General features: G+C 75.7%; 26 protein-coding genes and 1 tRNA gene. 8 read left to right on the forward strand and 19 right to left on the reverse strand.

Going from position 1 to position 26459, the window contains the following annotated elements:
- Positions 1-11 precede the first annotated feature (11 nt).
- The 3 genes from ACI78R_RS04830 to ACI78R_RS04840 all read right to left on the reverse strand — a co-directional run bounded on the left by ACI78R_RS04830 (position 12) and on the right by ACI78R_RS04840 (position 2616).
- Positions 12-488 carry a hypothetical protein gene (locus tag ACI78R_RS04830; RefSeq protein ID WP_073421703.1) on the reverse strand — a complete coding sequence of 159 codons (477 nt, stop codon included), beginning with the start codon at positions 486-488 and terminating at the stop codon, positions 12-14.
- Positions 485-1774, reverse strand: coding sequence for a glycosyltransferase family 4 protein (locus ACI78R_RS04835; protein ID WP_073421702.1), 1290 nt, complete (start codon positions 1772-1774; stop codon positions 485-487). Before ACI78R_RS04835 ends, ACI78R_RS04830 begins: the two co-directional genes overlap by 4 nt.
- A gap of 200 nt (positions 1775-1974) precedes the next feature.
- Entirely contained in the window at positions 1975-2616 is a 642-nt protein-coding gene (locus ACI78R_RS04840) for an L-threonylcarbamoyladenylate synthase (protein WP_073421701.1), read from the reverse strand.
- Positions 2617-2650: 34 nt separating this feature from the next.
- Here ACI78R_RS04840 and ACI78R_RS04845 point away from each other — a divergent pair, with 34 nt between their 5' ends.
- Entirely contained in the window at positions 2651-3427 is a 777-nt protein-coding gene (locus tag ACI78R_RS04845; RefSeq protein WP_457039836.1) for an endo alpha-1,4 polygalactosaminidase, read from the forward strand.
- Between the two features lie 3 nt (positions 3428-3430).
- Here the strand turns inward: ACI78R_RS04845 and prmC are convergent, their stop codons facing one another.
- The 9 genes from prmC to argS all read right to left on the reverse strand — a co-directional run bounded on the left by prmC (position 3431) and on the right by argS (position 14837).
- The gene (prmC, locus tag ACI78R_RS04850; protein WP_457039837.1) at positions 3431-4291 is read right to left on the reverse strand and encodes a peptide chain release factor N(5)-glutamine methyltransferase; all 861 of its coding nucleotides are present in this window, start codon (positions 4289-4291) and stop codon (positions 3431-3433) included.
- 5 nt (positions 4292-4296) lie between these two features.
- Complete coding sequence (prfA, locus tag ACI78R_RS04855; RefSeq protein WP_457039838.1) at positions 4297-5376, reverse strand: peptide chain release factor 1; 1080 nt, start codon at positions 5374-5376, stop codon at positions 4297-4299.
- An 87-nt stretch (positions 5377-5463) separates the two neighbouring features.
- Positions 5464-5688 (reverse strand): 50S ribosomal protein L31, encoded by a 225-nt coding sequence (rpmE, locus tag ACI78R_RS04860; RefSeq protein WP_073421697.1) that lies wholly within the window; start codon positions 5686-5688, stop codon positions 5464-5466.
- A gap of 130 nt (positions 5689-5818) precedes the next feature.
- On the reverse strand, positions 5819-8122 hold the full coding sequence (rho, locus tag ACI78R_RS04865) for a transcription termination factor Rho (protein ID WP_457039839.1): 2304 nt from the start codon (positions 8120-8122) through the stop codon (positions 5819-5821).
- Between the two features lie 245 nt (positions 8123-8367).
- Entirely contained in the window at positions 8368-9315 is a 948-nt protein-coding gene (gene thrB / locus ACI78R_RS04870) for a homoserine kinase (RefSeq protein WP_457039840.1), read from the reverse strand.
- Positions 9312-10391, reverse strand: a complete 1080-nt coding sequence (thrC, locus tag ACI78R_RS04875) for a threonine synthase (RefSeq protein ID WP_073421694.1) — start codon at positions 10389-10391, stop codon at positions 9312-9314. The genes thrB and thrC overlap by 4 nt, the downstream gene beginning before the upstream one ends.
- Positions 10388-11692, reverse strand: coding sequence for a homoserine dehydrogenase (locus ACI78R_RS04880; protein ID WP_457039841.1), 1305 nt, complete (start codon positions 11690-11692; stop codon positions 10388-10390). Before ACI78R_RS04880 ends, thrC begins: the two co-directional genes overlap by 4 nt.
- Positions 11689-13179, reverse strand: a complete 1491-nt coding sequence (gene lysA / locus ACI78R_RS04885; protein ID WP_457039842.1) for a diaminopimelate decarboxylase — start codon at positions 13177-13179, stop codon at positions 11689-11691. The genes ACI78R_RS04880 and lysA overlap by 4 nt, the downstream gene beginning before the upstream one ends.
- Positions 13176-14837: an arginine--tRNA ligase gene (argS, locus tag ACI78R_RS04890; protein WP_457039843.1), complete on the reverse strand. Its 1662-nt coding sequence runs from the start codon at positions 14835-14837 to the stop codon at positions 13176-13178. The genes lysA and argS overlap by 4 nt, the downstream gene beginning before the upstream one ends.
- 201 nt (positions 14838-15038) lie before the next feature.
- Here argS and ACI78R_RS04895 point away from each other — a divergent pair, with 201 nt between their 5' ends.
- The 3 genes from ACI78R_RS04895 to ACI78R_RS04905 all read left to right on the forward strand — a co-directional run bounded on the left by ACI78R_RS04895 (position 15039) and on the right by ACI78R_RS04905 (position 16731).
- Entirely contained in the window at positions 15039-15896 is an 858-nt protein-coding gene (locus ACI78R_RS04895; RefSeq protein WP_457039844.1) for a DUF3105 domain-containing protein, read from the forward strand.
- A 7-nt stretch (positions 15897-15903) separates the two neighbouring features.
- On the forward strand, positions 15904-16608 hold the full coding sequence (locus tag ACI78R_RS04900) for a DUF305 domain-containing protein (RefSeq protein ID WP_457039845.1): 705 nt from the start codon (positions 15904-15906) through the stop codon (positions 16606-16608).
- A gap of 51 nt (positions 16609-16659) precedes the next feature.
- Positions 16660-16731: transfer RNA gene (locus tag ACI78R_RS04905), tRNA-Arg, on the forward strand.
- 71 nt (positions 16732-16802) lie between these two features.
- Here ACI78R_RS04905 and ACI78R_RS04910 read toward each other — a convergent pair.
- From ACI78R_RS04910 to ACI78R_RS04930, 5 genes are all read right to left on the reverse strand, one after another.
- Positions 16803-17750: an ABC transporter permease gene (locus ACI78R_RS04910; protein ID WP_073421682.1), complete on the reverse strand. Its 948-nt coding sequence runs from the start codon at positions 17748-17750 to the stop codon at positions 16803-16805.
- Entirely contained in the window at positions 17750-18958 is a 1209-nt protein-coding gene (locus tag ACI78R_RS04915; RefSeq protein WP_457039846.1) for a quaternary amine ABC transporter ATP-binding protein, read from the reverse strand. The genes ACI78R_RS04910 and ACI78R_RS04915 overlap by 1 nt, the downstream gene beginning before the upstream one ends.
- 1 nt (position 18959) lies before the next feature.
- Positions 18960-19922 carry a glycine betaine ABC transporter substrate-binding protein gene (locus tag ACI78R_RS04920; protein ID WP_336027600.1) on the reverse strand — a complete coding sequence of 321 codons (963 nt, stop codon included), beginning with the start codon at positions 19920-19922 and terminating at the stop codon, positions 18960-18962.
- A gap of 133 nt (positions 19923-20055) precedes the next feature.
- Positions 20056-20955, reverse strand: a complete 900-nt coding sequence (locus tag ACI78R_RS04925; RefSeq protein ID WP_457039847.1) for a TauD/TfdA dioxygenase family protein — start codon at positions 20953-20955, stop codon at positions 20056-20058.
- Between the two features lie 45 nt (positions 20956-21000).
- Positions 21001-21090: a putative leader peptide gene (locus ACI78R_RS04930; protein WP_425432424.1), complete on the reverse strand. Its 90-nt coding sequence runs from the start codon at positions 21088-21090 to the stop codon at positions 21001-21003.
- Positions 21091-21160: 70 nt separating this feature from the next.
- Between ACI78R_RS04930 and ACI78R_RS04935 the strand changes: the two genes are divergently transcribed.
- The 3 genes from ACI78R_RS04935 (at position 21161) to ACI78R_RS04945 (ending at position 23032) form a co-directional block, all read left to right on the forward strand.
- Positions 21161-22207, forward strand: coding sequence for an NAD(P)-dependent alcohol dehydrogenase (locus ACI78R_RS04935; protein ID WP_073421679.1), 1047 nt, complete (start codon positions 21161-21163; stop codon positions 22205-22207).
- Between the two features lie 85 nt (positions 22208-22292).
- Entirely contained in the window at positions 22293-22712 is a 420-nt protein-coding gene (locus ACI78R_RS04940; RefSeq protein ID WP_073421678.1) for an ATP-binding protein, read from the forward strand.
- Between the two features lie 119 nt (positions 22713-22831).
- On the forward strand, positions 22832-23032 hold the full coding sequence (locus ACI78R_RS04945) for a hypothetical protein (RefSeq protein WP_073421677.1): 201 nt from the start codon (positions 22832-22834) through the stop codon (positions 23030-23032).
- Between the two features lie 8 nt (positions 23033-23040).
- Here the strand turns inward: ACI78R_RS04945 and ACI78R_RS04950 are convergent, their stop codons facing one another.
- On the reverse strand, positions 23041-23964 hold the full coding sequence (locus ACI78R_RS04950; protein ID WP_457039848.1) for an EamA family transporter: 924 nt from the start codon (positions 23962-23964) through the stop codon (positions 23041-23043).
- A 73-nt stretch (positions 23965-24037) separates the two neighbouring features.
- Between ACI78R_RS04950 and ACI78R_RS04955 the strand changes: the two genes are divergently transcribed.
- Positions 24038-24952 carry a LysR family transcriptional regulator gene (locus ACI78R_RS04955; RefSeq protein WP_457039849.1) on the forward strand — a complete coding sequence of 305 codons (915 nt, stop codon included), beginning with the start codon at positions 24038-24040 and terminating at the stop codon, positions 24950-24952.
- Positions 24953-24967: 15 nt separating this feature from the next.
- Here ACI78R_RS04955 and ACI78R_RS04960 read toward each other — a convergent pair whose 3' ends face one another.
- A complete protein-coding gene (locus ACI78R_RS04960) occupies positions 24968-26449 on the reverse strand; it encodes an AAA family ATPase (RefSeq protein WP_457039850.1) in 1482 nt (493 codons plus the stop codon).
- Positions 26450-26459 lie beyond the last annotated feature (10 nt).

Here is a 26459-nt window from a genome sequence, read left to right on the forward strand (position 1 = left end):
CCCGGACACTATCAGCCGCGTGTCGCGGGCCCTCCCGGTGCCGGGGAGCCGGTCCCCTGACCGGGTGGCGCGGGAGGCGTGACGTAGTACAGCGGCCGGGTCCACACCCAGCGGAGCTGGACGACGCTCCACAGCAGCGCCCCGACGATCACCGTCCACGCGAGGGTGAGCCGGTCGAGCCAGCCGTCCTCGGGCAGGGCGTCGAGCACGGCGAAGAGAACCAGCGCCTTGACGAAGAACATGCCGAGCGCGGCGGGCAGCGTGAACGTGTCGTTGATCCGGCCGGCCCAGGCGATGACCACGCCGCTGACCACGAAGAACGCCGTCACCACGGCGGCCCCGACCAGGACGCCCACGGCGTCGGCCCAGCCGAGCGTCAGGCCGACGACGAGCGCGGCGACCGCGGCGACGGCGCCGGTGACCAGCGCGCCGACGCGGAGGAACGAGAGGTCCCAGGGGACCTCGGTTCCGGGGCGCGGCGCGCTCACCGGGTCACCTGCCCGGCGCCGGCCGCGCGCGGCGCGGTCGTCCCGGGCGCCGTCGCGCCGTTGGGTGAGGGCGGTGGCGCCGCGACCGGGCCGGCCGGCCGGCGCTCGCGGGTGGCGCGGGCGGTGGGGTGCGCGGCCCGGCTGCGCCGGCGCTGCGCGGCGATCTCGGCCGCCCGGGCCTCGCGGGCCGCCCGTCGGGTGTGCGGGCTGAGGACGACGACGACACCCACGGCGAGCAGGACTCCGATCACGACGAGCAGCTCCGCCGTCCCGCCGGTGATCGAGAGGGCCACCGCGCCGAAGGACAGGAGAGCCGCCCAGAAGTACATGGTCAGCACCGCCCGGCGGTGCGAGTGCCCGATGGACAGCAGCCGGTGGTGCAGGTGCATCTTGTCCGGCGAGAACGGCGACTGTCCGCGGCGGGTCCGGCGGACGACGGCCAGGACCAGGTCGACGAACGGGATGAAGAGCACCGCGACCGGCACGAGCAGCGGCAGCGTCAGCGGCAGCAGGCTGGCCGCGGAGTCGAAGGTCTGGGCGTCGACGCGGCCGGTGGCGCTGACCGCGGCCGCCGACAGCATCAGGCCGACGAGCATCGAGCCCGAGTCGCCCATGAAGATGCGCGCCGGGCTGAAGTTGTGCGGCAGGAACCCGAGGCACGCGCCGGCGAGCACCGCCGTGATGAGGGCCGGGGCGCTGGCCACCTCGTCGTAGCCGACCCGGCCGAGGTTGTAGCTGTAGGCGAAGAACGCCAGGGCCGCGATGGCCGAGACGCCGGCGGCCAGCCCGTCGAGCCCGTCGATGAAGTTGAGCGCGTTCACCACGAGGACGGTCAGCAGGATCGTCAGCGGCACGCCGACGTCGGGGCCGAAGGAGATCGTGCCGATGTCGGCGACCGGCAGGAACAGGAACGCCAGCTGGACGCCGAGCAGCACCATCACGCCGGCCGCGGCGATCTGGCCGGTGAGCTTGGTGAGCGCGTCGAGGCCGAACTTGTCGTCGAGCACGCCGAGCAGGCAGATCAGGCCGCCCGCGGCCAGTACCGCGGCGGTCTGCGAGTCCTCGAACGTGCGCTGCAGGGCCGGCAGCCGGGTGGCGACCAGCACGGCGGCGGCCACGCCCAGGTACATCGCGACCCCTCCCCCGCGCGGGGTCGGGATGACGTGCACGTCGCGCTCGCGGGGGGCGGCCATCATCCGCAGCCGGACGGCGGCCACGCGGACCACCGGCGTCGCCAGGAACGTCACCAGCGCCGCGGTGAGCAGGACGACGGCGTACTCGCGCACGGCTCAGCCCCGCTCGGGACCGCGCGGGACCCCGGCCGGGCGCGCGGCGGAGGGGCTCATCGCGACGGTGCTCCCGGGGCGAGACGACGACAGCGGACTCCCCACGGTATCCCCCGGGACGGGACCGGAGCGGGACGTCGGCCCCTCCGCAGGGCCCCGCCGCGCGCGGAGCGCGTGGTGGGGGGCGGAGGGGTCCTCCATCAGTCGGTGGTGTCGGGCAGCACCTCGCGCACGCGGTCGACGGGGACGGCGCCCACCCGCAGCACCCGCGGCACGGGGCCGGTGCAGTCGACGATCGTGCTGGCCGCGGAGCCCGCGCGCGGGCCGCCGTCGAGCACCACGGCGGCGTGCTCGCCGAGCTGGGCCACCGCCTCCTCCGCCGTCGTCGCGGCCGGGCGGCCGGACCGGTTGGCGCTGGAGACCGCGAGCGGGCCGGTGCGGCGCAGCAGGTCGCGGGCGACGTCGTCGTCGGGCAGGCGGACGGCCACCGTGCCCTCGGCGTCGCCGAGGTCCCAGGCCAGCGACGGGGCGTGCTCGACGACGATGGTCAGCCCGCCGGGCCAGAACGCCTCGGCGAGCCGCTGCGCCGGCTGCGGCACGCTCATCGTCAGCCCGGCGAGCGTGGAGGCCTCCCCGACGAGGACGGGCACCGGCATCGCGCGGCCGCGGTTCTTCGCCCCGAGGAGCCGGGCGACCGCGGCGGGCGAGAAGGCGTCGGCGCCGACGCCGTACACGGTGTCGGTGGGCAGCAGGACCAGCTCGCCGCGGGCGATCGCCGCCGCGGCGGCGTCGAGGCCGGCGGCGCGGGCCTCGGGGTCGGTGCAGTCGTAGACGTCGGCCACGGGACGCGAGTCTCCCCCACGTACCGTCCGCGCCGTGCGCAGGGAGGCGGCGGCGTCGCTGGTCGGGGCGCTGCTGACGGCCGGCTGCGCGACCGCGGCACCCCCGACGCCGGCCGGGCCGCCGGCGGGCGTCCGCTGGGACTACCAACTCGGCGGGGCGTCGGAGCCGGCCGCGGGCGTGGGGATCGTCGTCCGCGACCGGACCGCGGCGCCGGCGGATGGCGTCTACTCGGTCTGCTACGTCAACGCCTTCCAGACCCAGCCGGGCGGGGACGGGGTGCCGCCGGACCTGCTGCTGCGGACCCCCGACGGCGCCCCCGTCGAGGACCCCGACTGGCCAGGCGAGTTCCTGCTCGACGTGTCGGCGGACGGCGCGCGGGACCGCGTGGTGGACCTCGTCGGGGGCTGGGTGGCGGGGTGCGCGGCGGACGGCTTCGACGCCGTCGAGCTCGACAACCTGGACAGCTGGATGCGGTCGGCGGGCGTGCTCACCCGCTCCGACGCCGAGGCGGTCGCCCGGGCTCTGACCGCGCGGGCGCACGACGCGGGGCTCGCCGCGGCGCAGAAGAACGCCGCCGAGCTGGCCGGGACCGACCTGGGGTTCGACTTCGCCGTCGCCGAGGAGTGCGCGGCGTACGGCGAGTGCGGGGCCTACGCCGCCACCTACGAGGTCGTGCTGGCGGTCGAGTACGCCGACGGGCCGTTCGCCGCGGCCTGCGCCGCCGGGCTCGACGGCGTCTCGGTCGTGCGCCGGGACCGCGACGTGCGCCCGCACGGCGAGCCGGGCGCGGTCACCCGCTGGTGCCCCTGACCGTCAGCGGCGGACGGCGGTGGTGAAGCGCGGGCGGCCGGCGAGGTCGGGGTGGTCGGCGACGTCGCCGAAGTCGCCGCTGCCGCGGACCAGCGCCGGGAGCGAGTCGCCCTGGGCGTCGGCGTGCTCGATGCCCAGCCCGCCGCCGGCCGGCAGCAGCCGGGCCGCGGTGCGCAGCAGCCCGCGGACGACGTCGAGGCCGTCGGGGCCGCCCCACAGCGCCAGCGGCGGGTCGTGGTCGGCGACCTCGCGGGGCACGCGCGCGCCGTCGGGCACGTAGGGCGGGTTGGAGACGACGAGGTCGACGGCGCCGTCGAGGTCGCGCAGCAGGCCGGGGTCGGTCATGTCGCCGGCGAGCACGGTGACGGGGGCGTCCCCCGCCGCGGCGCGCAGGGCGGCGTTGTGCCGGGTCCACTCGATCGCCTGCGGGTCGCGCTCGACGGCGGTGACGCGCGCGCCGGGGTGCTCGTGCGCGATGGACAGCGCGATGGCGCCCGAGCCGCTGCCCAGGTCGACGACGACCGGCTCGGCGACGCCGGCCAGCCGGGCCAGCGCCCACTCGACGAGCTGCTCGGTCTCCGGCCGGGGCACGAACACCCCCGGCCCGACGGCGAGCTCGAGGTGGCGGAACGGCGCCCGGCCGGTGAGGTGCTGCAGCGGGACGCGGCCGGCGCGCTGGTCGAGCAGCGCGGAGAAGCGGGCGGCCGCGTCGTCGTCGACGCCGTCGAGGGTGAGCAGCGCGGCGCGGGACCGGCCGAGGACGTGCGCGAGCAGCAGCTCGGCGTCGACCCGCGGGGACGCGACCCCGGCGTCGGCGAGCCGCCGGGCGGCGTCGGTGAGCAGCGTGCGGGGACTCGGGGACATGGGTTCTAGGACCCGGCCGCCAGCAGCTCGGCGGTGTGCGCGCGGGTGAGCGCGTCGATGACCGGGTCGAGCTCGCCGTCGAGGACGGCGTCGAGGTTGTGCGCCTTGAAGCCGACCCGGTGGTCGGAGATGCGGCTCTCCGGGAAGTTGTAGGTGCGCACCCGCTCGCTGCGGTCGACGGTGCGCACCTGGCTGCGCCGCTGGTCGCTGGCGGTGGCCGCGGCCTCCTCGCGGGCGGCGGCCAGCAGCCGCGAGCGCAGCACGCGCAGCGCCGACTCCCGGTTCTGCAGCTGGCTCTTCTCGTTCTGCGAGCTCACCACGATGCCGGTGGGCAGGTGGGTGATGCGCACGGCGGAGTCGGTGGTGTTCACGCTCTGCCCGCCGGGGCCCGACGAGCGGAAGACGTCGATGCGCAGGTCGTTCGGGTCGACGGTGACGTCGACCTCCTCGGCCTCGGGCAGCACGAGCACGCCGACGGCGGAGGTGTGGATGCGGCCCTGCGACTCGGTGACCGGCACGCGCTGCACCCGGTGGACGCCGCCCTCGAACTTCAGCCGCGACCAGATGCCCTCGTCGGTGCGGGACTTCACCGCGATCGAGACGTCCTTGTAGCCACCCAGCTCGGCGGGGACGCCGTCGAGGACCTCGGTGGCCCAGCCGCGGCGCTCGGCGTAGCGCAGGTACATGCGCAGCAGGTCGCCGGCGAACAGCGCCGACTCCGCGCCGCCCTCCCCCGCCTTGATCTCGAGGATGACGTCCTTGTCGTCGTCGGGGTCCTTCGGCAGCAGCTGCTCGCGCAGCCGGTCCGAGAGCTCGTCGACGCTGTGCTCCAACTCGGTGACCTCGTCCCGGAAGGACGGGTCCTCGGCGGCCAGCTCGCGGGCGGCGGAAAGGTCGTCGCGGGCGGCGTCGAGCGACCGGGCGGTCTCCACGACCGGCGCGAGCTGCGCGTACCGGCGGCCCAGGCGGCGGGCACGGCCGGCGTCGGCGTGCACGGCCGGGTCGGCGAGCTCGGACTCGAGCGCGGCGTGCTCGTCGAGCAGCCCGCGCAGCCGGTCGGGAGCGGCGTCGGGGGTGCTGCTCATCGGGTACCTCTCGGACGGGCCGTACGGGGTGCGGACACGACGACGGCGCCCGTCCCACGCGAGGTGGGACGGGCGCCGTCGGGGGTGCTACTTCTCGGCGTTCGCGCCGCGCTTGCCGAAGCGCTTCTCGAAGCGGGCCACGCGGCCGCCGGTGTCGAGGATCCGCTGCTTGCCCGTGTAGAACGGGTGGCACGCGGAGCAGGTCTCCACGGTGAGCGTGCCGCCGGGGGCGGTGCTGCGGGTGGTGAAGGTGTTCCCGCAACCACAGGTCACCGTGGTGGTGTGGTAGTCGGGGTGGATGCCGGGCTTCATGATGCTGCCTCTTCCGGGGACGTCGGTGCTGTCTGGCTGAACGCCGGCGGCCGGCCGGTCATTCCGGGCGCGCAGCGGGGCTCGGCCGTCCAGTGTCCCAGACGGCCGGGCCCTGCTGCAGCGGTGGTGGCTAGTCCCTCTCCGGGCCCAGCGTCGTCTTCTGGATCTGCATGAGGAACTCGATGTTGTTGCGCGTCTTGCGCAGCTTGTCGAGCAGCAGCTCCAGCGCCTGCTGCGGCTCGAGCGCGGCGAGCACCCGGCGCAGCTTGATGACGATGGCCAGCTCGTCGGGCGACATGAGGATCTCCTCCTTGCGCGTGCCCGACGCGTTGACGTCGACGGCCGGGAAGACCCGCTTGTCCGCCAGCCGGCGGTCGAGCTTGATCTCCGCGTTACCGGTGCCCTTGAACTCCTCGAAGATGACCGTGTCCATCGTCGAGCCGGTCTCGACCAGCGCGGAGGCGATGATGGTCAGCGAGCCGCCGTTCTCGATGTTGCGGGCGGCGCCGAGGAAGCGCTTGGGCGGGTAGAGCGCCGTGGAGTCGACACCACCGGACAGGATCCGCCCGCTGGCGGGCGCGGCCAGGTTGTAGGCGCGGCCCAGGCGGGTGATCGAGTCCAGCAGGACGACGACGTCGTGGCCCATCTCGACCAGGCGCTTGGCCCGCTCGATGGACAGCTCCGCCACCGTGGTGTGGTCCGACGGCGGGCGGTCGAAGGTCGAGGCGATGACCTCGCCCTTCACCGACCGCTGCATGTCGGTGACCTCCTCGGGCCGCTCGTCGACGAGGACGACCATGAGGTGGCACTCGGGGTTGTTCGTGGTGATCGCGTTGGCGATCGCCTGCAGCACCATCGTCTTGCCCGCCTTGGGCGGCGAGACGATGAGGGCGCGCTGCCCCTTGCCGATCGGCATGACCAGGTCGATGACCCGGGTGGTCAGCTGGTGCGGGTCGGTCTCCAGGCGCAGCCGCTCCTGCGGGTACAGCGGCGTGAGCTTGGTGAACTCGGGGCGGTTGCGCGCCTGCTCGGGGTCGAGGCCGTTGACGGTGTCGAGCCGCACGAGCGCGTTGTACTTGTCCTTGCGCTCGCCCTCGCGGGGCTGGCGGACGGCGCCGGTGATGGCGTCACCGCGGCGCAGGCCGTAGCGGCGCACCTGCGACAGCGAGACGTACACGTCGTTCGGGCCGGTCAGGTAGCCCGAGGTCCGGACGAACGCGTAGTTGTCGAGGACGTCGAGGATGCCGGCGACCGGCAGCAGGACGTCGTCGTCGCTGACGGTGGGCTCGCTCGGCTGGTCGAAGCGGTCGCGCCCGTTGCGGCGGTTGCGGTCGCGGTAGCGGCGCCCGCGGCGGCCGCGGCCGCCCTCGAAGTCGTCGTCGTCCTCGTCGTTGCGGCTGTCGTTGCGGCTGTCGCCCCGGGTGTCGGGACGGGCGTCCGTGCGGTCGGCACGGCCGTCCCGCTCGGCACGGTCGGTGCGACCGTCACGGCCGTCGCGGTCGGCGCGGCCGTCCGGGCGGGCGGCGCGCTCACCGCGCTCGGCGCCGCGGCCGTCGCGCTGGGTGTCACGGCCGCCGTCGCGCTGGGCGCGCTCGGCGTCACGGCCGTCCCGCTGGCGGTCGCCGTCGCGCTGCGGGCGGTCGCCGTCGCGGCCGGTGCGCTCGGCACGCTCGCCGTCGCGGTCCCGCGGGGCGCGGTCGCCGTCGCGGAGGGCGCGCTCGCCGTCCCGGTCGCGGCCGTCGCGCCGATTGCGGTCGCGGCGGGACGGGCGGTCGCCGTCGGCGCGCTCGTCCTCGGTGCGCTCGGCGGGCGGCGCGGTGTCGGACGCGGGGGCCGGGGCCTCGGCGACCGGCGCCTCGGCGGGGGCCTCGACGACGACGGGGGTCCCGGCGGTGGGCCCGGCGGTCCCGGCCGGCGCGCCGGCGGGGCGGCTGGCCGCACGGCGGCGGCGCGGCGTGGTCTCGGCCGGCGTGGTCTCGGCCGGCGCGGCCTCGGCGGGGGCGCTCGCGGCCGGGGCGGTCAGCGGGCCGCCGTTGGCGCCACCGCTCACGGGGGCCTCGACCGGCGCGGCGGTCGCGGCGATGCCCCGCGGGGCGTCCCCGGCGGGCGCGCTCACGGCGGGCGCGGTCTCGACCTGCGCGGTGGCGGCGGGCGCGATGCCGGCGGGCGCGGCGTCGGCCGGCGCGGCGTCGGCCGGCGCGCTGGGCGTCGGGGTGCCGTTGCCCACCTGGCGGGCGGAGATGGCGGCGACGAGGTCGCCCTTGCGCATGCGGCCGACGCCGGAGATGCCCAGCTCGGACGCGAGTCGCTGGAGCTCCGGGAGCAGCATCCCGGCGAGCCCGCTGCCACGGCGGCGGGACCGGCCCGCGGCAGGCGCCTCGCCCGTCGCGCCCGCGGGGGCGTCGGCGGTGGCGAGGTCGGTGGTTTCGCTCACGTACAGGTCCTTCCCTGCGGTGACCTGCGCCTACCGGCACAGGAGGTGACCCGGCGCCGCCCCTGCCGACCGGTTGAGGGCAGGGCAGAGCGGCGGATCGAGTGGGTGCGGAGCGGGGATCTGCGTCGACAGGAAGGGTCGTCGGCAACGTTCCGCGCGAGGCTCGCCCGAGAGGCGGCTACGCCGAGAAGACTAGACTCGCCCCACAGACGGGACAACACCGCTGGCCAGCGGAGTGTTCCTCGTTATGCCAACGATACCCCAGGCGTCACACGGGACACGCGGGCGCCGCCGTGGTCCACCTGCAGGGGGTACGCGCGCCACCCGTCCGGGGTGAGGGAACTCACCTCACGAACCCGGCGGGCCGACGCCGGGTCGCCCACCGCGTCGTCCGGGTGGCGGCGGGTCAGCACCAGGACGCTCGGGCCGGCGCCCGAGACCACGGCCGCGTGGCCGGCGGCCCGCAGCCGGTCGACGAGCGCGAGCGTGTCCGGCATCGCCGCCGCCCGCTGCCGCTGGTGCAGCCGGTCGCCGGTCGCCTCGAGGAGCAGGCCGGGCTCGCTGGTCAGCGCGTGCACGAGCAGCGCGGCGCGGGCGGCGTTGAACGCGGCGTCGTCGTGCGGCACCGAGGCCGGCAGCAGCGTGCGGGCGAGGTGCGTCGACAGCGTCCCCTCCGGCACGAGGACCACCGGCAGCACCTCGTCGCTGACCGGCAGCTGCTCGGCCTGCGCGCCGTCGTCCGTCGACCACGACAGCGTGGCCCCGCCGAGCAGGCAGGCCGCGACGTTGTCCGGGTGCCCCTCGATCCGGTCGACCAGCCGCAGCACCGCGCCGGTGTCGACGGCCTCGACGTGCGGGCACAGCGCCCACGCGCCGACGACGCCGGCCACGACGGCGGCGGCCGACGAGCCCATCCCCCGCCCCTGCGGGATGGCGTTCTCCGCGCGGACCGCCAGGCCCGCCGGCGTCCAGCCGAGCTCCTCGCAGGCGGCGCGGAACGCGCGCACCACGAGGTGGCGCTCGTCGGTGGGCAGCTCCCCCGCGCCGACGCCGGACACCTCGACGGTCAGCCCGCCGTCGGTGACGGCGAACTCGACGACGTCGTGCAGCGTGAGCGCCAGCCCCGCGCAGTCGAACGCGGGGCCGAGGTTCGCGCTGGTGGCGGGGACCCGGACCCGGACGGCGGAGCTCACAGACCGAGCTGCGCTGCGGCCGCGGCGGCGTCGACCGGCACGGTGACCGGCGCGGGCGCGCCGGAGATCGCCCACTCCGGGTCCTTGAGGCCGTTGCCGGTGACCGTGCAGACCACGCGCTGGCCGGGCTCGAGCTCCCCGGCCGCGGCGGCCTTCAGCAGGCCCGCGACCGACGCGGCCGACGCCGGCTCGACGAAGACGGCCTCGCGGCGGGCCAGCAGCCGGTAGGCGGCGAGGATCTCGCGGTCGGTGACGGAGTCGATGCGCCCGCCGGACTCGTCGCGGGCGGCCAGCGCCTTGGTCCACGACGCCGGGTTGCCGATGCGGATCGCCGTCGCGATGGTGCTCGGCTGCTCGACCACCTGCCCGGTGACGATCGGAGCGGCGCCGGCGGCCTGGAAGCCCCACATGCGCGGGCGCCGCGTGGCCGGGCCGTCGTCGGCGTACTCGCGGTAGCCCTGCCAGTAGGCGGTGATGTTGCCGGCGTTGCCGACCGGCAGGCAGTGCACGTCGGGGGCGTCGCCCAGGACGTCGACGACCTCGAAGGAGGCGGTCTTCTGCCCCTCGATGCGGTACTGGTTGACGCTGTTGACCAGGCTGACCGGGTAGTCGATCGCGAGCTTGCTGGCCAGCGCCAGGCAGTCGTCGAAGTTGCCGTCGACCTGCAGCAGCTTGGCGCCGTGCACCAGAGCCTGGGCGAGCTTGCCGAGCGCGATCTTGCCCTGCGGCACGAGGACGGCGCAGACCATGCCGGCGCGCGCGGCGTAGGCCGCGGCGCTCGCGCTGGTGTTGCCGGTGGAGGCGCAGATGACCGCCTGCGCGCCCTCCTCCTTGGCCTTGGTGATGGCCATGGTCATGCCGCGGTCCTTGAAGGAGCCGGTCGGGTTGGCGCCCTCGACCTTGAGGAACACCTCGCAGCCGGTGCGCTCCGAGAGCTCCACGGCGCGCACCAGCGGGGTGGCGCCCTCCTGCAGGGTGACGACCGGCGTCGTGTCGGTGACCGGCAGCCGCGACCGGTAGGCCTCGATCAGCCCCGGCCAGAAGGGCGAGACCGCACCGCGCAGCGTCCCCGTCATGACAGACCCTCCACCCTCAGCACGCTCGTGACCCCGCGGACCGCGGGCACCTCCCGCAGCGCCGCGATCGTCGCCGAGAGGGCGGCGTCGGGGGCGCTGTGCGTGACGATGACCAGCGTGGCGGCGTCGCCGTGCCCGTCCTGGCGGACGGTCGCGATGCTCACCTCGTGCCGGGCGAACTCGGTGGCCACGGTCGCCAGCACGCCGGGCACGTCGGCGACGTCGAGGCTGACGTGGTACCGCGTCGGCGTCTCGGCGATCGGCCGGGCCGGCAGCTCGGCGTAGGCGCTGGGGCCGGCGCCCGCGGCACCGGCGACCCGGTTGCGGGCGACGGCGACGAGGTCGCCGAGGACGGCGCTGGCGGTCGGCTCGCCGCCCGCGCCCTGGCCGTAGAACATCAGCTGCCCGGCGGCCTCGGCCTCGACGAAGACGGCGTTGAACGCCCCGCCGACGGCGGCCAGCGGGTGCGACGTCGGGATCATCGCCGGGTGCACGCGGACGGCGACGGTGTCGCCCTCGGCGTCGTCGGGGCGGCCCGCCACCCGCTCGCAGATGGCCAGCAGCTTCACCGTGCAGCCGATCTCGGCGGCGCGGGCGACGTCGGTGGCGGTGACCGACGAGATGCCCTCGCGGTGCACGTCGGCGGCCGTGACGGCGGTGTGGAACGCCAGCGACGCGAGGATCGCGGCCTTCGCGGCGGCGTCGAACCCGTCGACGTCGGCGGTCGGGTCGGCCTCGGCGTAGCCGAGCTCGGTGGCCTCGGCGAGCGCCTCGCTGAACCCGGCGCCGGTCTCGGCCATCCGGGACAGGATGTAGTTCGTCGTGCCGTTGACGATGCCCACGACCCGGCGGATCTGGTCGCCGGCCAGCGACTCGCGCAGCGGGCGCAGCAGCGGGATCGCCCCGGCGACCGAGGCCTCGTAGTACAGGTCGACGCCGGCCTTGGCCGCCGCGGCGTGCAGCGCGACGCCGTCCTCGGCCAGCAGCGCCTTGTTCGCGGAGACCACCGACTTGCCCGCCTCGATCGCGGCGAGGATCAGCGAGCGCGCGGGCTCGATGCCGCCGATCACCTCGACGACGAGGTCGACGTCGTCGCGGGTGACCAGGCCGTGCGCGTCGGTGGTGAGCAGGCCGGCAGGCACCTCGGGGTGCCGGTCGGGCCGGCGGACGGCGACGCCGACGACCTCCACGGCGCGGCCGACGCGGGCGGCGAGGTCGGCGGCCTGCTCGTCGACGAGCCGCAGGACGGCGCTGCCGACGGTGCCGCAGCCGAGCAGGGCGACCTTCAGCGGTCCGGTCACGAGCGGGCTCCCACCGGGTGCTCGGGCGCGGGCTGGTCGACCGCCGGGGACGGCGCGGGCCGGCCGGCGAGGACGGCGTCGAGGGCGAACACGTCGGACAGTGTCTGACGCCGGACGATCTCGGTGGCGGCGCCCTCCCGCACGGCGACCACCGGCGGCTTGAGCAGGTAGTTGTAGTTGCTGGCCATCGACCAGCAGTAGGCGCCGGTGGCGGCGACGGCGAGCAGGTCGCCGGGCTGCACGTCGGACGGCAGCCACAGGTCGCGGACCAGCACGTCGCCGCTCTCGCAGTGCTTGCCGACGACGCGGCACAGCGCCGGCGGGGCGTCGGAGGTGCGGTTGGCCAGCACGCAGGTGTAGCTCGCGTCGTAGAGGGCGGTGCGGATGTTGTCGCTCATCCCGCCGTCGACCGACACGTAGTTGCGCACCTGCGGGGCGCCCTGCCCGCCGCTGCCCAGCCGGACCGGCTTGATCGTGCCGATCTCGTACAGGGTGACCGTGCCGGGCCCCGCGATCGCGCGGCCGGGCTCGACGGCCAGCCGCGGCACCGGCAGGTCCAGCGCGGCGCACTCCATCGCGATGACCGCGCGCAGCCGCCGGGCGACGTCGCCGGGGGTCACCGGGTCGTCGTCGGAGAGGTAGGCGATGCCGAAGCCGCCGCCGAGGTTGAGCTCCTCCAGCACCTCGCCGGTGGCCTGGTGCACCTGGCCCATCAGGCCGACGACGCGGTGCGCGGCGGCCTCGAAGCCGGCCGTGTCGAAGATCTGCGAGCCGATGTGGCTGTGCAGGCCCGACAGGTGCAGCGCGGGCTCGCGGATGACCCGGACGGCGGCGGTCAGCGCGTCGCCGGTGGCCAGCGAGAAGCCGAACTTCTGGTCCTCGTGCGCGGTGGCGATGAACTCGTGGGTGTGCGCCTCGATGCCGACCGTGGTGCGCACCAGCACCGGCACCGGGGCGCCGCCGGCGGCCACCCGCGCCGCGGCCATGGGCACCAGCCGGTCGATCTCGTCGAAGGAGTCGAGGACGACGTGGCCGATGCCGGCGTCGACGGCGAGCTGCAGCTCCACCAGCGACTTGTTGTTGCCGTGCAGCGCGATCCGCTCCGCGGGGAAGCCGGCGGCCAGGGCGACGGCGAGCTCGTTGCCGCTGCAGGCGTCGAGGTGCAGGCCGTCGTCGGCGATCCAGCGGGCCACCTGGCCGCAGAGGAACGCCTTGGACGCGTAGTGCACGTCGGCGCCGGCGAAGGCGGTGGCGAAGTCGGCGGCGCGGCCGCGGAAGTCGTCCTCGTCGAGCACGAACAGCGGGGTGCCGTGGGCGCGGGCGAGGTCGGTGACCGCCCGCCCGCCGAGGTGCAGCTCGCCGTCGACCCGGCGGGCCGAGCGCGGCCACACCTGCGGGTCGAGCGCGCCGAGGTCGGCCGGGGGCATCCCGGCCGACGGCGGCGGGGCGAAGGCGCCGTGCAGCGGCCCCGCCGGGTGCGCCCTCACATCCGCTCCGGCGCGGAGACGCCGAGCAGGCCCAGGCCGTTGCGCAGCACCACCGCGGTGGCCGAGCACAGCCACAGCCGGGCGGTGGTGAGCGGGCCGGCCTCCTCGTCGCCGCGCGGCAGCACCCGGCAGGCGTCGTAGAAGCGGTGGTAGGTGCCGGCCAGCTCCTCGAGGTAGCGGGCCACCCGGTGCGGCGCCCGCAGCTCGGCGGCCGCGGCCACCACCCGCGGGAACTCGGCGATGGCCCGGAGCAGGTCGTTCTCCCGCTCGTGGGCCAGCAGCGCCGGGTCGACGTCGCCGGGCCCCCCCAGGGCGAGCCCGAGGTCGGCGGCGTTGCGCAGCACCGAGGCGATCCGGGCGTGCGCGTACTGGACGTAGAAGACCGGGTTGTCGTTGGTCTTCCGGCTCCACAGCTCGACGTCGATGTCGATCATCTGGTCCACCGACGCCCGGGCGAGGGCGTACCGGGCGGCGTCGACGCCGATCGCGTCGGTGAGGTCGGAGAGCAGCACGATCGTGCCCGCCCGCTTGCTCATCCGGACCGGCTCGCCGTCGCGCAGCAGGTTGACCAGCTGGCCGATGAGGATCTCGAGGTGGGTGTCGGGGTCGTCGCCGGTGGCGGCCACCAGCGCCTTGTACCGGCCCACGTAGCCGGAGTGGTCGGCGCCGAGCATGATCACGACCCGGTCGAAGCCCCGGGACCGCTTGTCGAGGTAGTAGGCGCAGTCGGAGGCGAAGTAGGTCGTCTCGCCGTCGGCCTTGACCAGCACCCGGTCCTTGTCGTCGCCGAACGTCGTGGTGCGCAGCCACACCGCGCCGTCGGACTCGTAGACGTGCCCCTGCTCGCGCAGCCGGGCCAGCGCCTTGTCCACCGCGCCGGTCTCGTACAGCGACTTCTCGGAGAACCAGACGTCGAAGTCGACGCCGAAGCCCTCCATCGACCGGCGGATCTCGTCGAGCATCAGCGCGACGCCGGTGTCGCGGAACGCCTGCCGCTGGGCGTCGTCGTCGCGGTCGAAGACGTCGGGGACTGCGGTGACCACCGACGCGGCGATGTCGCCGATGTAGGAGCCGCCGTAGCCGTCCTCGGGCACCGGCCGGCCCTGCGCAGCGGCCTGCAGGCTGCGCGCGAAGCGGTCGATCTGCGCGCCGGCGTCGTTGATGTAGTACTCGCGGGTCACCACGGCGCCGCTGGCCTCGAGCAGCCGCCCGATCGCGTCGCCGACCGCGGCCCACCGGCTGCCGCCGATGTGCACCGGGCCGGTCGGGTTGGCCGAGACGAACTCGAGGTTGAGCGTCTGCCCGGCCAGCGGGGTGGTGCGGCCGTAGGCCTCGCCGGCGGTGACCGCCTGGACGGCGATCTGCCCGAGGGCGCCCTGGGCGAGGGTGACGTTGAGGAAGCCGGGGCCGGCGACGTCGACCCGGGCGACGCCGGGCTGCTCGCGCAGCTCCGCGGCGAGCAGGTCGGCCACCGCGCGCGGCGGCATGCCGGCGGGCTTGGCCAGGCGGAGGGCGACGTTGGTCGCGTAGTCGCCGTGCTCGGGGTTCTTGGGACGCTCGACGAGGACGTCGTCGGGGACGGCGACGGCGAGCGTGCCGCGCTCGACCACCGCCGCGACGACGGCCCGGACGAGGTCGCGCAACTGCTCGGGTGTCACCGCGACATCGTAGTCAGCGGCCGCGACCCGACTTCCGTCACACCTGCGGTGCCCGGGCACGCACAGGCGACCGACCTATGCTCGCGGGCGGGAGCGGCGGCGCAGCCGCGCTGCCCCGCGCGGACGGGCCCCCATCGTGGGCCACCGCGCACGCGCGCACCACTCGGGGCGCCGCCAGCGAGACGAGGACGAGGAGAGCACGTGGCCAAGGACCGCAAGCCCGACGCCGGCCGCAGCGGAGGCGGGGCGGGTCGCTCCGGCGGCGCGACGGGCAGGGGCGGCTCCGGCGCGCGGCCGGTCTCCACCACGAAGGGCGGCGCCGGCGCACGCCCGTCCGGCCGGGGCCGCACCCGCCCGCCGACGCAGGTGGTCACCCAGCAGCGGCCGTGGGGCCTGATCGCCGCCGCCGTCGCCGTCGTGGTCTTCGCCGCCGCGGCGATCACCTACGCGGTGGTGCAGGTGCGCCAGGCCGACGCCGAGCGGATCGACGCGATCGACGAGATCGCCGGCATCGAGAGCTTCGACTACGCCGCGGGCCAGGAGCACGTGACCACCCCGGTCGAGTACGACCAGTCGCCGCCGGTGGGCGGCCCGCACGACGGCAACTGGGCCGACTGCACGGGCACCGTCTACGACGTCGACGTCCGGCACGAGAACGCCGTCCACTCCCTCGAGCACGGCGCCGTCTGGATCGCGTACAACCCCGACGAGGTCTCCGACGAGGACGTCGAGCGGCTGTCGGGGCTCGTCGACGGGATCTCCGGCCGGCTGATGTCGCCCTACGAGGGCCTGGACGCCGCGGTGAGCCTGCAGTCGTGGAACCACCAGCTGAAGGTGGACTCCGCCGACGACCCGCGCATCGAGCAGTTCGCCGACTTCCTGACCTTCAACGGCGACGTCGAGGGCCACTACCCCGAGATCGGCGCGAGCTGCGAGAACCCCGACTTCGCCGCCAGCCCGCTGGTCGCCGGCGACGCGAGCACCCCGGTCGGGCCGAGCGACGCGCCGACCACGCCGACCATGGGCGCCGAGAGCACCACCGAGAGCACCACGGAGTGAGGCCGCGATGACCGCCACCGCCACCCGTCCCGAGCAGGACGCGCCGGCTCCGGCGCCGGGCCCCCGCGGGCGCGGCCTGCGGGCGGCGCTGCTCGCCGTCATCGCCGTCGCGCTGGTGGCGCTCGGCGGCGGGCTGGCGGTCGGTCTCGGCATCGGCGCGAGCGGGACGCCCGCGGCGGAGTCGGTCGACGCCGGCTTCTCCCGCGACATGGCGGTGCACCACCGGCAGGGCGTGGAGATGGCCAACCTCGCGCTCGACCGCAGCGCCGACCCCGAGGTGCGGCAGCTCGCCTTCGACATCTCCAGCACGCAGACCAACCAGGCCGGGCAGATGGAGGGCTGGCTGGCGCTGTGGGGCCTCCCCCGCTCCGGCGGCGACCACATGGCCTGGATGGGCGACGGGCACGCCGGCCACGACATGTCCGGGATGTCGTCGGACACCGACGGCGCGCTCATGCCCGGCATGGCCACCGAGACCGAGCTCGCCGAGCTGCGCACGCTGACCGGCACGGAGTTCGACGTGCAGTTCCTGCGGCTGATGACCCGCCACCACCAGGGCGGGTTCGACATGGCGCAGTACGCGGCGGAGAACGCCTCGGAGGCGGCGGTGCGCACGCTCGCCCGGTCGATCGCCGAGACGCAGACCGCCGAGGTGACGACGATGGTCGGGATGCTCACCGCGCGGGGCGGGACGCCGCTGCCGGCGCCCTGACGCCCGCCGTCGGGACGGGCGGGGGCGGCTGGTAACTTCTCTCCTGCCCGGGCCCCCGTAGCTCAGGGGATAGAGCACCGCCCTCCGGAGGCGGGTGCGCAGGTTCGAATCCTGCCGGGGGCACCCACGCGAGAACGGCCCGGACGGTCCTCCGTCCGGGCCGTTCTCGGTTCCGGGTCTCCGCGGCGACCGCGTCAGCGGTCCGGCGCCGTCTCCAGCGCCGGGGAGGCCGCCGGAGCGGCCCCCGTGACGGGCGCCTGCGCCGCCGGCTCCCGGTCGCGCAGGCTGCGCTGCGCCCGCGCCGCGCGGAAGCGCGACAGCGCGGCCCGCTGCCCGAACGCCCCGGTCAGCCGGTCGAGGAAGATCGCCAGCAGCACGACGGCGAGGCCGCCCTCGAAGCCGGCGGCGACGTCGAGCTGGGTCACCGCCCGCACCACCACCGCGCCGAGCCCCGCGGCCCCGAGCAGGCCCGCGGTGACCACCATCGACAGCGCCAGCATGATCACCTGGTTGACGCCCGCCATGATCGACGGCAGGGCCAGCGGCAGCTGCACCTCGCGCAGCACCTGCCCCGGCCGGGCGCCGAACGCCCGCGCGGCCTCGACGACCTCGCGGTCGACCTGCCGGATGCCGAGCTCGGTCAGCCGGACCCCGGGTGGGATGGCGAACAGGATCGTGGCCACCACGCCCGGCACCACCCCGACGCCGAAGAAGAAGACGGCGGGGATCAGGTAGACGAAGACCGGCGTCGTCTGCATGAAGTCCAGGACCGGCCGGACGACGACGCTCACCGCACGGTTGCGGGCCGCGAGGATGCCCAGCGGGACCCCGATCGCCGCCGCGATGACCGCCGCGACGAGGACCAGCGCCAGGGTCTGCATCGTCTCGGCCCACAGCTCGAGCGACACGACCAGGAGGAACGCCAGCACGGTGTAGAGCGCCAGCCAGGGTCCGCGCAGGAGCAGCGCGACGACGGCGAAGACGACGATCCAGACCACCGGCGGCGGGGTGACCAGCAGGTCGGTCAGGCCCTCGACGAGCGCCGACATGACCGCCGAGACGGCGTCGAAGAGCCACGGCACCGTGGCCAGCAGCCAGTCGATAAGGTCCGACACCCACCGGCCGAGCGGGACGTGCGGCATCAGGACCGCCTCCCCCGGGCCGGGACGGCCGACAGGGCATCGAGCACCGCGGCCCGCGGGACGACGCCGAGCAGCCGGCCGTCGTCGTCGAGGACGCCGAGGGGCACCGTGTGCCGCCCGACCAGGTGCACGAAGTCCACGACGGGCCGGTCGGCGCCGATCGTCGCGTAGTCGGGGACGAGCTCGCGGGGGCCGAGCGCGTCGCGGCCCTCCTGCACGGCGCGGGCCAGCAGGTCGTCCCGGGCGACGCCGGCCACCCGCCGGTCGCCGTCGAGGACGTAGACGCCGTTGGCCTCCGCGGCGCCCAGCCGTCGCAGCACCTCCCCCGGCGGGTCGCCGAGCCGGGCGGTCATCCGCGGCTCGCGCAGCAGGTCGCCGGCGGTCAGCACCCGGGTCCGGTCGACGTCGGAGGTGAAGTCGGCGACGTAGTCGTCCGCGGGCGCGGAGATGATCTCCGGACCGGTGCCCAGCTGGACGGTGCGGCCGTCCTTGAGCATCAGGATCCGGTCACCGAGCCGCATGGCCTCGTTGAGGTCGTGCGTGATGAACACGATCGTCTTGGCCAGCTCCGACTGCAGCCGCTCGAGCAGGTCCTGCATGTCCCGGCGGATCAGCGGGTCGAGGGCGGAGAACGGCTCGTCCATGAGCAGCACCTCCGAATCGGCCGCCAGCGCCCGGGCCAGCCCGACCCGCTGCCGCATGCCACCGGAGAGCTCCTCGGGCCGGGCACCGGCGCGGTCGATGAGGCCGACGGTCTCCAGCGCCCAGTCCGCGCGCTCGCGCTGCACGGCCGCGGGCGCCCCGCGGACCTTGAGCGCGTAGGCGGCGTTCTCCCGGACCGTCCGGTGCGGCAGCAGCGCGAAGTGCTGGAAGACCATGCTGATCTTCTCGTTGCGCACCGTCCGGAGCTCGGCGTCGTCGAGCGCGCGCAGGTCGCGGCCCTCGACCTCGACGGTGCCGGCGCTCGGCTCGATCAGCCGGTTGAGCAGCCGCACCAGCGTCGACTTGCCCGAGCCCGACAGGCCCATCACGACGAACAGCTCACCGCGCTCGACGGCGAAGCCGACGTCGTGCACGGCGAGCGTCGCGCCGGTCCGGCGCAGGATCTCGTCGCGCCCGAGCCCCTCGCCGGCCAGCCGCAGCGCCTCCTGCTCCCGCGCGCCGAAGACCTTCGTCAGGCCCGTGACCCGCAGCACCGGGGCCGTCACGTCAGCCGATCCACTCGTCGATCTGGTCGGCGTTCGCGTCCACCCACTCGCGCGCCACCGCGGCCACGTCCTCGCCGTCGACGTCGACCCGCTTCTGCATCTCCTCCATCTCCTCGACGGAGATGCGGAAGTCCGTCAGCAGGTCGACGAACGCCGGCGCCTGCTCGCGCAGCTCGTCGCTGGCGGCGATGTTGGCGCTGTAGGAGGGCATCGCGCAGGCGCCGTCGCCGGTGGTCAGGCACCCGTCGCTGTAGGGCGTGGGCTCCTCGAGCTGCACCATGTCGTACTGCGCGAAGACCGCGTGCGGGTGGTACAGGTACAGCACGATCGGCTCCTCGCGGCTGTAGCTGTTCGCCAGCTGCGCGAGCTCGGCGGCCTCGCTGGACACCACGTGCTCGAGCCCGATGCCGTAGCCCTCGAGGCGCTTGGCGTTCTGCTCGGTGGTGATGTAGCCGGGGTCGGCGTCGTAGAACTTGTTCCCGAGCTGGTCGGCGTACTCGTCGAGCTGCGTGACGCTGGTCAGCCCCTCGAGCGGGCCGCCCGGCTCCAGCGCGTACGCGGGGACGAACCAGCCCTGCGAGGCGTCCCCGTAGGTCTCCGACACGATCTCGACGCGGTCGGCGGCGGAGTCGGCGAGCTCCTGCTGGTTGGGCAGGGCGACCTCGGTGAGCAGGTCGATGTCACCGCGCTGGGCGCCCGCCCAGGCGGCGGCCGGGTCGAGCTGGGTGGTGGCGAGCGAGGCGACCCCGAGGTCGGGGTTGTCGGCGGCGATCTCGCCGAGGATGCCGGTGGTCAGGCCGGCCGCGGTCCAGCTGAACTGCGCGGTCTGGACGGTGATCCCGTCGCCGCTGCCGGAACCGGCGCCCGAGTCGGGCTGCTCGCTCGTGCAGCCGGCGACGGCGGCGGCCAGGACGGCGGTGAGGGCCACCGCGGAAGCGCGGGGCCGGAGGGTCGTGCGCTGCATGGGGTCTCTTCCTGGAGGTCGTCGGGCCCGGGAGGCCGCGGCGGAGGGAGGCGCGCGCGACGAGGCGCAGGCCCCTCTCGGAGAAGAGCCTGCGCCTCGTGCGGCGGTCGTGCTGGGCGGAGGTGTCCCGCCGTCACCCGGCGGAGGGACCGACCGGGGCGTCGCCGCGCAGCGTGATGCGGTGCATGACACGGCGCTGGTCGCCGTAGTCGCGGTTGGCGTAGTGCACCGTCGAGCGGTTGTCCCACATCACGACGTCGCCGACCGACCAGCGGTGCCGCACGACGTGCTCCGGCTTGGTGATGTGCGCGTAGAAGAGGTCGAGGAGGTACCGGCTCTCGGCGTCGGACACGCCCTCGATGTGCGACACGAAGCCCGGGTTGACGAACAGCCCCTTGCGGCCCGTCTCGGGGTGCACGCGGACGACCGGGTGGGCGACCGGGACGAGGGCGCGGTACTCCTCGCCCTCCCACTTCGTGCGCTCCTCGCGCTGGGCGATGTAGTAGCCGAACTCGCGGGTGCCGTCGTGCACCGCGACGAGCTGGTCGGCCAGCCGCTGCACCGGCTCGGACAGGGAGCGGTAGGCGAGCTCCAGGTCGGCCCACTGGGTGTCGCCACCGGTGGGCGGGAGGACGACGGCGCGCAGCACCGACCCGAGCGGGGGCCGGCGGACGAAGGTGACGTCGGTGTGCCAGATGTCGGCGAACCCGCCGGTGGCGCTGTCCAGCGCGTAGATCTCGGGGTGCTCCTGGTCGACGCCCGGGACGACGGGGTGCGACTCGGTGACCTCGCCGAGCCGGCGGCCCAGCGCGATCTGGCCGTCGGGGTGCAGGTCGTGCTGGCCGGCGAAGAACAGCACCTTGTACTCGGCGAGCGCGGCCCGGACGGCCCGGACCTGCTCGTCGGTGGCGCGGGCGAGGTCGAGGCCGTGGACGCGGGCGCCGATGGTGGGCTCGAGGCGCTCGAGCTCGAGGGCGGCGACGTCACCGTGGACGTCGGCGGGCTGGGTCGGGGCTGCGGCGAGCAGGGTCATGCGAGGACTCCGGGGGATGCGGCTGGACGGGACGGGGGACGGTCCTCAGGCCCGACAGAGCGCGCTCGCGCACCGCAGCAGGTCGACGTGCCGGCGCTCGACGAGCGCCAACCGCACAATCCCGACCGACTGCATGGGGATTACCGTAGCGGTCGATCGGGTCCGGCGACACGCGGGTGCCCTCGTCCCGCCCCCTGGAGGACCCGTGCCCACCACCGTCCGCGCCTACGCCGCCACGTCGCCCACCGATCCGCTGGCGCCGACGACGATCGACCTGCGGGACGTCGGCCCCCGCGACGTGCGCATCGACATCCGGTACGTCGGCATCTGCCACTCCGACATCCACACCGCGCGCAGCGAGTGGGGCGCCACCCGCTACCCGGTCGTCCTCGGTCACGAGATCGCCGGGGTGGTGGCCGAGGTCGGCGCCGAGGTGAGCCGGTTCCGCGTCGGCGACCGCGTCGGCGTCGGCTGTCTCGTCGACTCCTGCCGGGAGTGCCGCTACTGCCGGCGCGGGGACGAGCAGTTCTGCACCGAGGGCTACGTCGAGACCTACTCGAGCACCGGGCGGGACGGGCGGCCCACCCAGGGCGGCTACGCCGAGGGCATCGTCGTCACGGAGGACTTCGTCCTGCGCATCCCCGACGGCCTGGCGCTCGACGTGGCCGCCCCGCTGCTGTGCGCGGGCGTCACCGTCTACTCCCCGCTGCGCCACTGGGGAGCGGGCCCGGGGACCCGGGTCGCCGTCGTCGGGCTGGGCGGGCTGGGGCACGTGGCCGTCCAGGTCGCCGCCGCGCTCGGTGCCGAGGTCACGGTGCTGTCCCAGTCCCTGCGGAAGCAGGAGGACGGCCTGCGCCTGGGGGCGGGCCACTACGCCGCCACGAGCGCCCCGGACACCTTCGCCCGCCTGGCGGGCTCGTTCGACCTCGTCCTCAACACCGTCAGCGCGTCGGTCGACGTCGACGCGTACCTGTCCCTGCTCGACGTGGACGGCACGCTGGTCAACCTCGGGATCCCCGAGCACCCGCAGTCGCTGGACGTCGCCTCGCTGCTCATGCGTCGCCTCTCCTACGCCGCGTCGAACATCGGCGGCATCCGCGAGACCCAGGAGATGCTCGACTTCTGCGCCGCGCACGGCATCGCCGCGGAGGTCGAGACGATCGGCGTGGACCGCGTGGACGAGGCCTTCGACCGGGTGGTGGCCTCCGACGTGCGCTACCGCTTCGTGATCGACACGGCCACCCTGGCGTGACGCGCCGGTAGCGGACGGCACCGGGGGTTGCCGATCTCCGGGACGGGGCACAGCGGTATCGGACGACGCCGACCGGAACGAGCCGATGACCGCACGCACCTGGCCGCGACGGCCCTGCCCCGAGACCACGGGATCCCGCTACGACTACGAACTCGCCTCCGCGGCACAGCTGCGCACCATGCGCGCCGGGCTGCGGGACTGGCTGCCCGCCGTGACGAGTGACCCCGACCTGCTCGACGAGCTGCTCCTGACCCTCGACGAGCTGGCGTCGAACGGCCTGCGGCACGGGCTCCCGCCCGTGCGCGTGAGCGTCGCGTCCTCGGCGGACGACCTGCTGCTCGCCGTCAGCGACGCCGCGCCCGAGTGCGCGCCGGAGCCGGCGACGGGGCGGGACCCCGCGCAGGGCGGGATGGGCCTCAACCTGGTGGCCGACCTGTCGGTCGCGTGCGGCTGGGACGTCCACGACGGCCGCAAGCACGTCTGGGCCTGCCTGTCGCGGGGCTGACCCCGGGTCGCCCCCCTCGGGAGGAGGACCCGCGGCGGGCCAGGAACGCGGGACGCCCGGCCCGGCGTTGTGCTCTCCGGACGACGCGCCCGCCCCCGGCGCGCGCCCGAGGAGGGGAAATGGACTACCTCAACCGCCTGCGCTCCGAGCGCCCGGTGCTCTACTGGCTCGTCCTGCTGGTCGGGTTCTGGCTGGCCTTCCAGCTCCTCCTCGGCGTCGCGCAGCTGCTGCTGGGCGGTTTCGCGCTGCCGGCGTGGGCGCCCCTGGCCCTGGTGCTCGGCGTGCTCGTCCTCGTCGCCCGGCGCCAACAGGGACGCTGACCCACCGGTCAGGACACGGCGGCCGCCGGGGCCTCCGCCGGGAGGGCCGTCCGGCGGCGCGGGCGCAGCTGCACGACCACCACGGACGTCAGCACCAGCAGGCCGCCGGCGAGCTGGACCGGCGTCAGGGACTCCCCCAGCGTCACGGCGGCCAGCGCCGCGGTGACGAGGGGCTCGGCGGTGGACAGGATGGCCGCGGTCGACGGGCCGGTGCGGCGCAGGCCGGCGAAGAAGGCGAGCATCGCGACGACGGTCGACACGACGGCGATGCAGCCGACCCACAGCCACCCGGCCGGCCCGAAGCCGAGGTCCAGCCCGCCGCCGGCGATCGCCCGGCCGGTGAGCGCCACGGCGGCGCCGGCCATCACCAGCGCGGACAGCACCACCGGCGCCAGCCGGTGCACCACCGTGTCGGCCACGAGGATGTAGCAGGTGTAGGTGACGGCGGCGCCGAAGGCGAGGGCCACGCCCGTGCCGTCGAACCGCACGCCGCCCGCGCCGAGCAGGACCAGCAGCGTCCCGCCGGACGCGACCAGCAGCGCCGCGGCGCGCGCCGGGGTCAGCCGGTCGCGGCCGAGCAGCACCGCGGCCAGCGTGACGAGCGCCGGATAGGTGTAGAGCACGAGCGCCACCAGCGAGGCGTCGATCCGCTCCAGCGCCGTGAAGTAGAGGGTGGCCTGGGTGGCGTACCCGACGGCGCCGAGCGCCAGGGCGGTCAGCAGGAGCCGCCGGCCGAGCGGCCGCCGCGGCCCCGGGCCGCCCGACCGCAGCCCGGGCCGCAGCGCGAGCACGCCGGCCAGCAGCAGCGCGGCGAGGAGGAACCGCAGCGCGAGGAGCGCCTCGGGCCCGACCCCGGCGGCGTAGGCGAGCTTGCCGAAGACCCCCATCGCGCCGAAGCAGGCCGCCGACAGCAGGCACAGTGCGAGACCCACGCCGGACAGCCTCGCCCGCACGTCCCGTCAGCTCCAGCGACGGTTCGTGGACCGCACTGGTTAGCGTCCCTGCATGGTCGAGTTCGATCTCCGCCGGCTGCGCGTGCTGCGGGAGCTGGAGCTGCGCGGCACCCTCGGCGCCGTGGCCGCCGCGCTCGGCTACACGCCGTCGGCGATCTCGCAGCAGCTGGCGGTCCTGGAGCGGGAGGCCGGGACGCCGCTGCTGGAGAGGGCGGGCCGGGGCGTGCGCCTCACCGACGCCGGGCGCCTGCTCGCCCGGCACGCCGGGGTCCTGCTCGCCGCGGCCGAGGCGGCGCGCGCGGACCTCGCGGCGCTCGGCGGCGAGGTCCGCGGCACGGTCCGGGCGGGCGGCCTGCAGTCGGCCACCCGCCGCCTGCTCGTCCCCGCGGTGGCCGGCATGCGCGGCGAGCACCCGCGGGTGCGGGTCGAGGTGTCGGAGCTGGAGCTCGAGCAGGCGCTGCCGGAGCTGCGGTCGGGCAGCCTCGACGTCGTCGTCAGCGACGAGTACGACGGTCACCCGCGCCCGCGGCCGGCGGGGCTGCGGTTCGCCGTGCTGCACGAGGAGCCGCTGCACCTCGTCCTGCCCGCCGACCACCCCGCGGCCGTCCCGGGAGGCCCGGTCGCCCTGGCGGACCTGCGCGACGACGCCTGGGCGACCTCCGGCGCCGGGACCGGGCACACGGCGCTGGTCGTCGGCGCCTGCCGCTCCCTGGGCGGGTTCGAGCCGGACCTGCGGCACCGGTCCGACGACGCCGACGTCCAGCTGGAGCTCGTGCGCCGCGCCGGCGCCGTCGCCCTGCTGCCCGCGCTCACCCTGCCCGGGGGCGATCCGGCGCTGGCCGTGCGCGACGTCGCCGGGGCCGCCGTCCGGCGCCGGCTCGTGCTGCTCACCCGCGACCAGCCCGCTCCCCCGGCCCTGGCCGCCTTCCTCGCTGCGGTGCGCGGCCGGGCGGAGCAGCTCGGCTGAGCGGGCCGACGGCGGTCAGCCCGGGTGGGCGACCCAGCCGCCCGGGAAGGCGTCGGGCGGGGCGAGCCCGGGCCGCGGGCCGCCGTCGAGGTCGTCGGCCGCCGCGACGACCTCCTCGGCGCCCACGCCGAGCAGCACCCGGGTGACCTGCTGGGTGGAGTCGAGCAGGTCGTCGAGGGCGCGGTCGACGTGCGCCCCGGTGACCACCTCGACCGGGTCCTGCTCGTGCAGCGCCTCGAGCACCGCGCGGCGCAGCAGCTCCTTGAGGAACGACGCCGTCACCCCGTCGGTGCGCTCGACGGCCCGCTCGACGTCGTCGCCGGTGAGCTGCAGCGGCACCGCCCGGCCGTAGAGCCGCAGCAGGTCACGGCGGGCGGCGGCGTCGGGCAGGCCGACCTCGACCGCGACGTCGATGCGCCCCGGCCGCGCGGCGAGGGCGGGCTCGAGCAGGTCGGCCCGGTTGGTGGTCAGCACGAACAGCAGGTCGGCGTCGGGGGCGGCGCCGTCCATGGCGTCGAGCAGGTCGAACAGCACGGGGCTGCCGCCGGGGCCGAACGAACGCTCGGCGGCCACCAGGTCGACGTCCTCCAGGACGACGACGGCCGGCTGCAGCTCGCGGGCGAGCTCGGCGACCGCCCCGATCGCCCCGAGGGAGCGGCCGGTGAGCAGCAGCCGGGTGTAGTCGTCCATCCGGCCGAGCAGCCACCGCACGGTGTGCGTCTTGCCGGTGCCGGGCGGGCCGTAGAGCAGCAGGCCGCGCTTGAGGTGCTGGCCGGCGGCGCGCAGGCCCGCGCGGTGCTCGGCCACCCCGACGGCGTGCCGCTCGACCCGGTCCAGGACGACGGCGGGCAGCACGACGTCGTCGCGGGTCAGGCCCGGCGGCTCGAGGAAGGTGAGCTCGACGCCGCCCATCGGCGTCGGCGTCACCTCGACCAGCTGCCCGCGGTAGACGTTGCGCTCGCGGCGCAGCCGGTCGAGCTCGGCCAGCACCTCCTGCGCCGCGCGGACCGGCAGCCCCGCCACCTCCACCGACAGGGTGGGCCGGTGCTCGCCGGGGCCCTGCACGAGGAGCACGTAGCGCCCGGTGTCGTCCGTGACCAGCAGCAGCGCCAGCCGCAGGCACGCGAGCGTCGAGCCGGGGCCGTCGGGCAGGTCGACCACCGTCGGGGCGGACAGCCGCACCGGCGGCAGCGCCTCGCCGGTCATCAGCTGCTGCAGCGAGATGTCGCCGTAGTGCGGCGGGAGGACGACGCCGTGCACCTCGACCGTGCGCCCCTCGGCGGCCGTCCAGGCGTCCAGCGCCGTCTGCAGGTTGACGTGCTCGAAGCCCGACAGCGTCCGGGAGACGACGGACTCCGCCAGCCCCGCCGCGCCGAGCGACCCCCGCACGAGGGCCACGACCTCGTTGGCCCCCTGCGCCGGGGCGTGCAGCCAGTTCAGCAGCGACTGCAGGCCCTCGGCGAACCGCCTCACCTCGTCGTCCGACGCTCCCGCCACGCTGCCCCCG

This window comes from Geodermatophilus sp. SYSU D01106 (assembly GCF_054049995.1).

What these genes read in the sequence shown, in the direction of transcription:
- ACI78R_RS04930 (WP_425432424.1), bottom strand. Translation starts at nt 21,090, where the DNA reads ATGCAGTCGGTCGGGATTGTGCGGTTGGCGCTCGTCGAGCGCCGGCAC.
- prmC (WP_457039837.1), bottom strand. Translation starts at nt 4,291, where the DNA reads ATGTCCCCGAGTCCCCGCACGCTGCTCACCGACGCCGCCCGGCGGCTC.
- ACI78R_RS04910 (WP_073421682.1), bottom strand. Translation starts at nt 17,750, where the DNA reads ATGCCGCACGTCCCGCTCGGCCGGTGGGTGTCGGACCTTATCGACTGG.
- ACI78R_RS04925 (WP_457039847.1), bottom strand. Translation starts at nt 20,955, where the DNA reads ATGACCCTGCTCGCCGCAGCCCCGACCCAGCCCGCCGACGTCCACGGT.
- rpmE (WP_073421697.1), bottom strand. Translation starts at nt 5,688, where the DNA reads ATGAAGCCCGGCATCCACCCCGACTACCACACCACCACGGTGACCTGT.
- thrC (WP_073421694.1), bottom strand. Translation starts at nt 10,391, where the DNA reads ATGACGGGGACGCTGCGCGGTGCGGTCTCGCCCTTCTGGCCGGGGCTG.
- ACI78R_RS04945 (WP_073421677.1), top strand. Translation starts at nt 22,832, where the DNA reads ATGGACTACCTCAACCGCCTGCGCTCCGAGCGCCCGGTGCTCTACTGG.
- ACI78R_RS04920 (WP_336027600.1), bottom strand. Translation starts at nt 19,922, where the DNA reads ATGCAGCGCACGACCCTCCGGCCCCGCGCTTCCGCGGTGGCCCTCACC.
- prfA (WP_457039838.1), bottom strand. Translation starts at nt 5,376, where the DNA reads ATGAGCAGCACCCCCGACGCCGCTCCCGACCGGCTGCGCGGGCTGCTC.
- ACI78R_RS04900 (WP_457039845.1), top strand. Translation starts at nt 15,904, where the DNA reads ATGACCGCCACCGCCACCCGTCCCGAGCAGGACGCGCCGGCTCCGGCG.
- ACI78R_RS04940 (WP_073421678.1), top strand. Translation starts at nt 22,293, where the DNA reads ATGACCGCACGCACCTGGCCGCGACGGCCCTGCCCCGAGACCACGGGA.
- ACI78R_RS04955 (WP_457039849.1), top strand. Translation starts at nt 24,038, where the DNA reads ATGGTCGAGTTCGATCTCCGCCGGCTGCGCGTGCTGCGGGAGCTGGAG.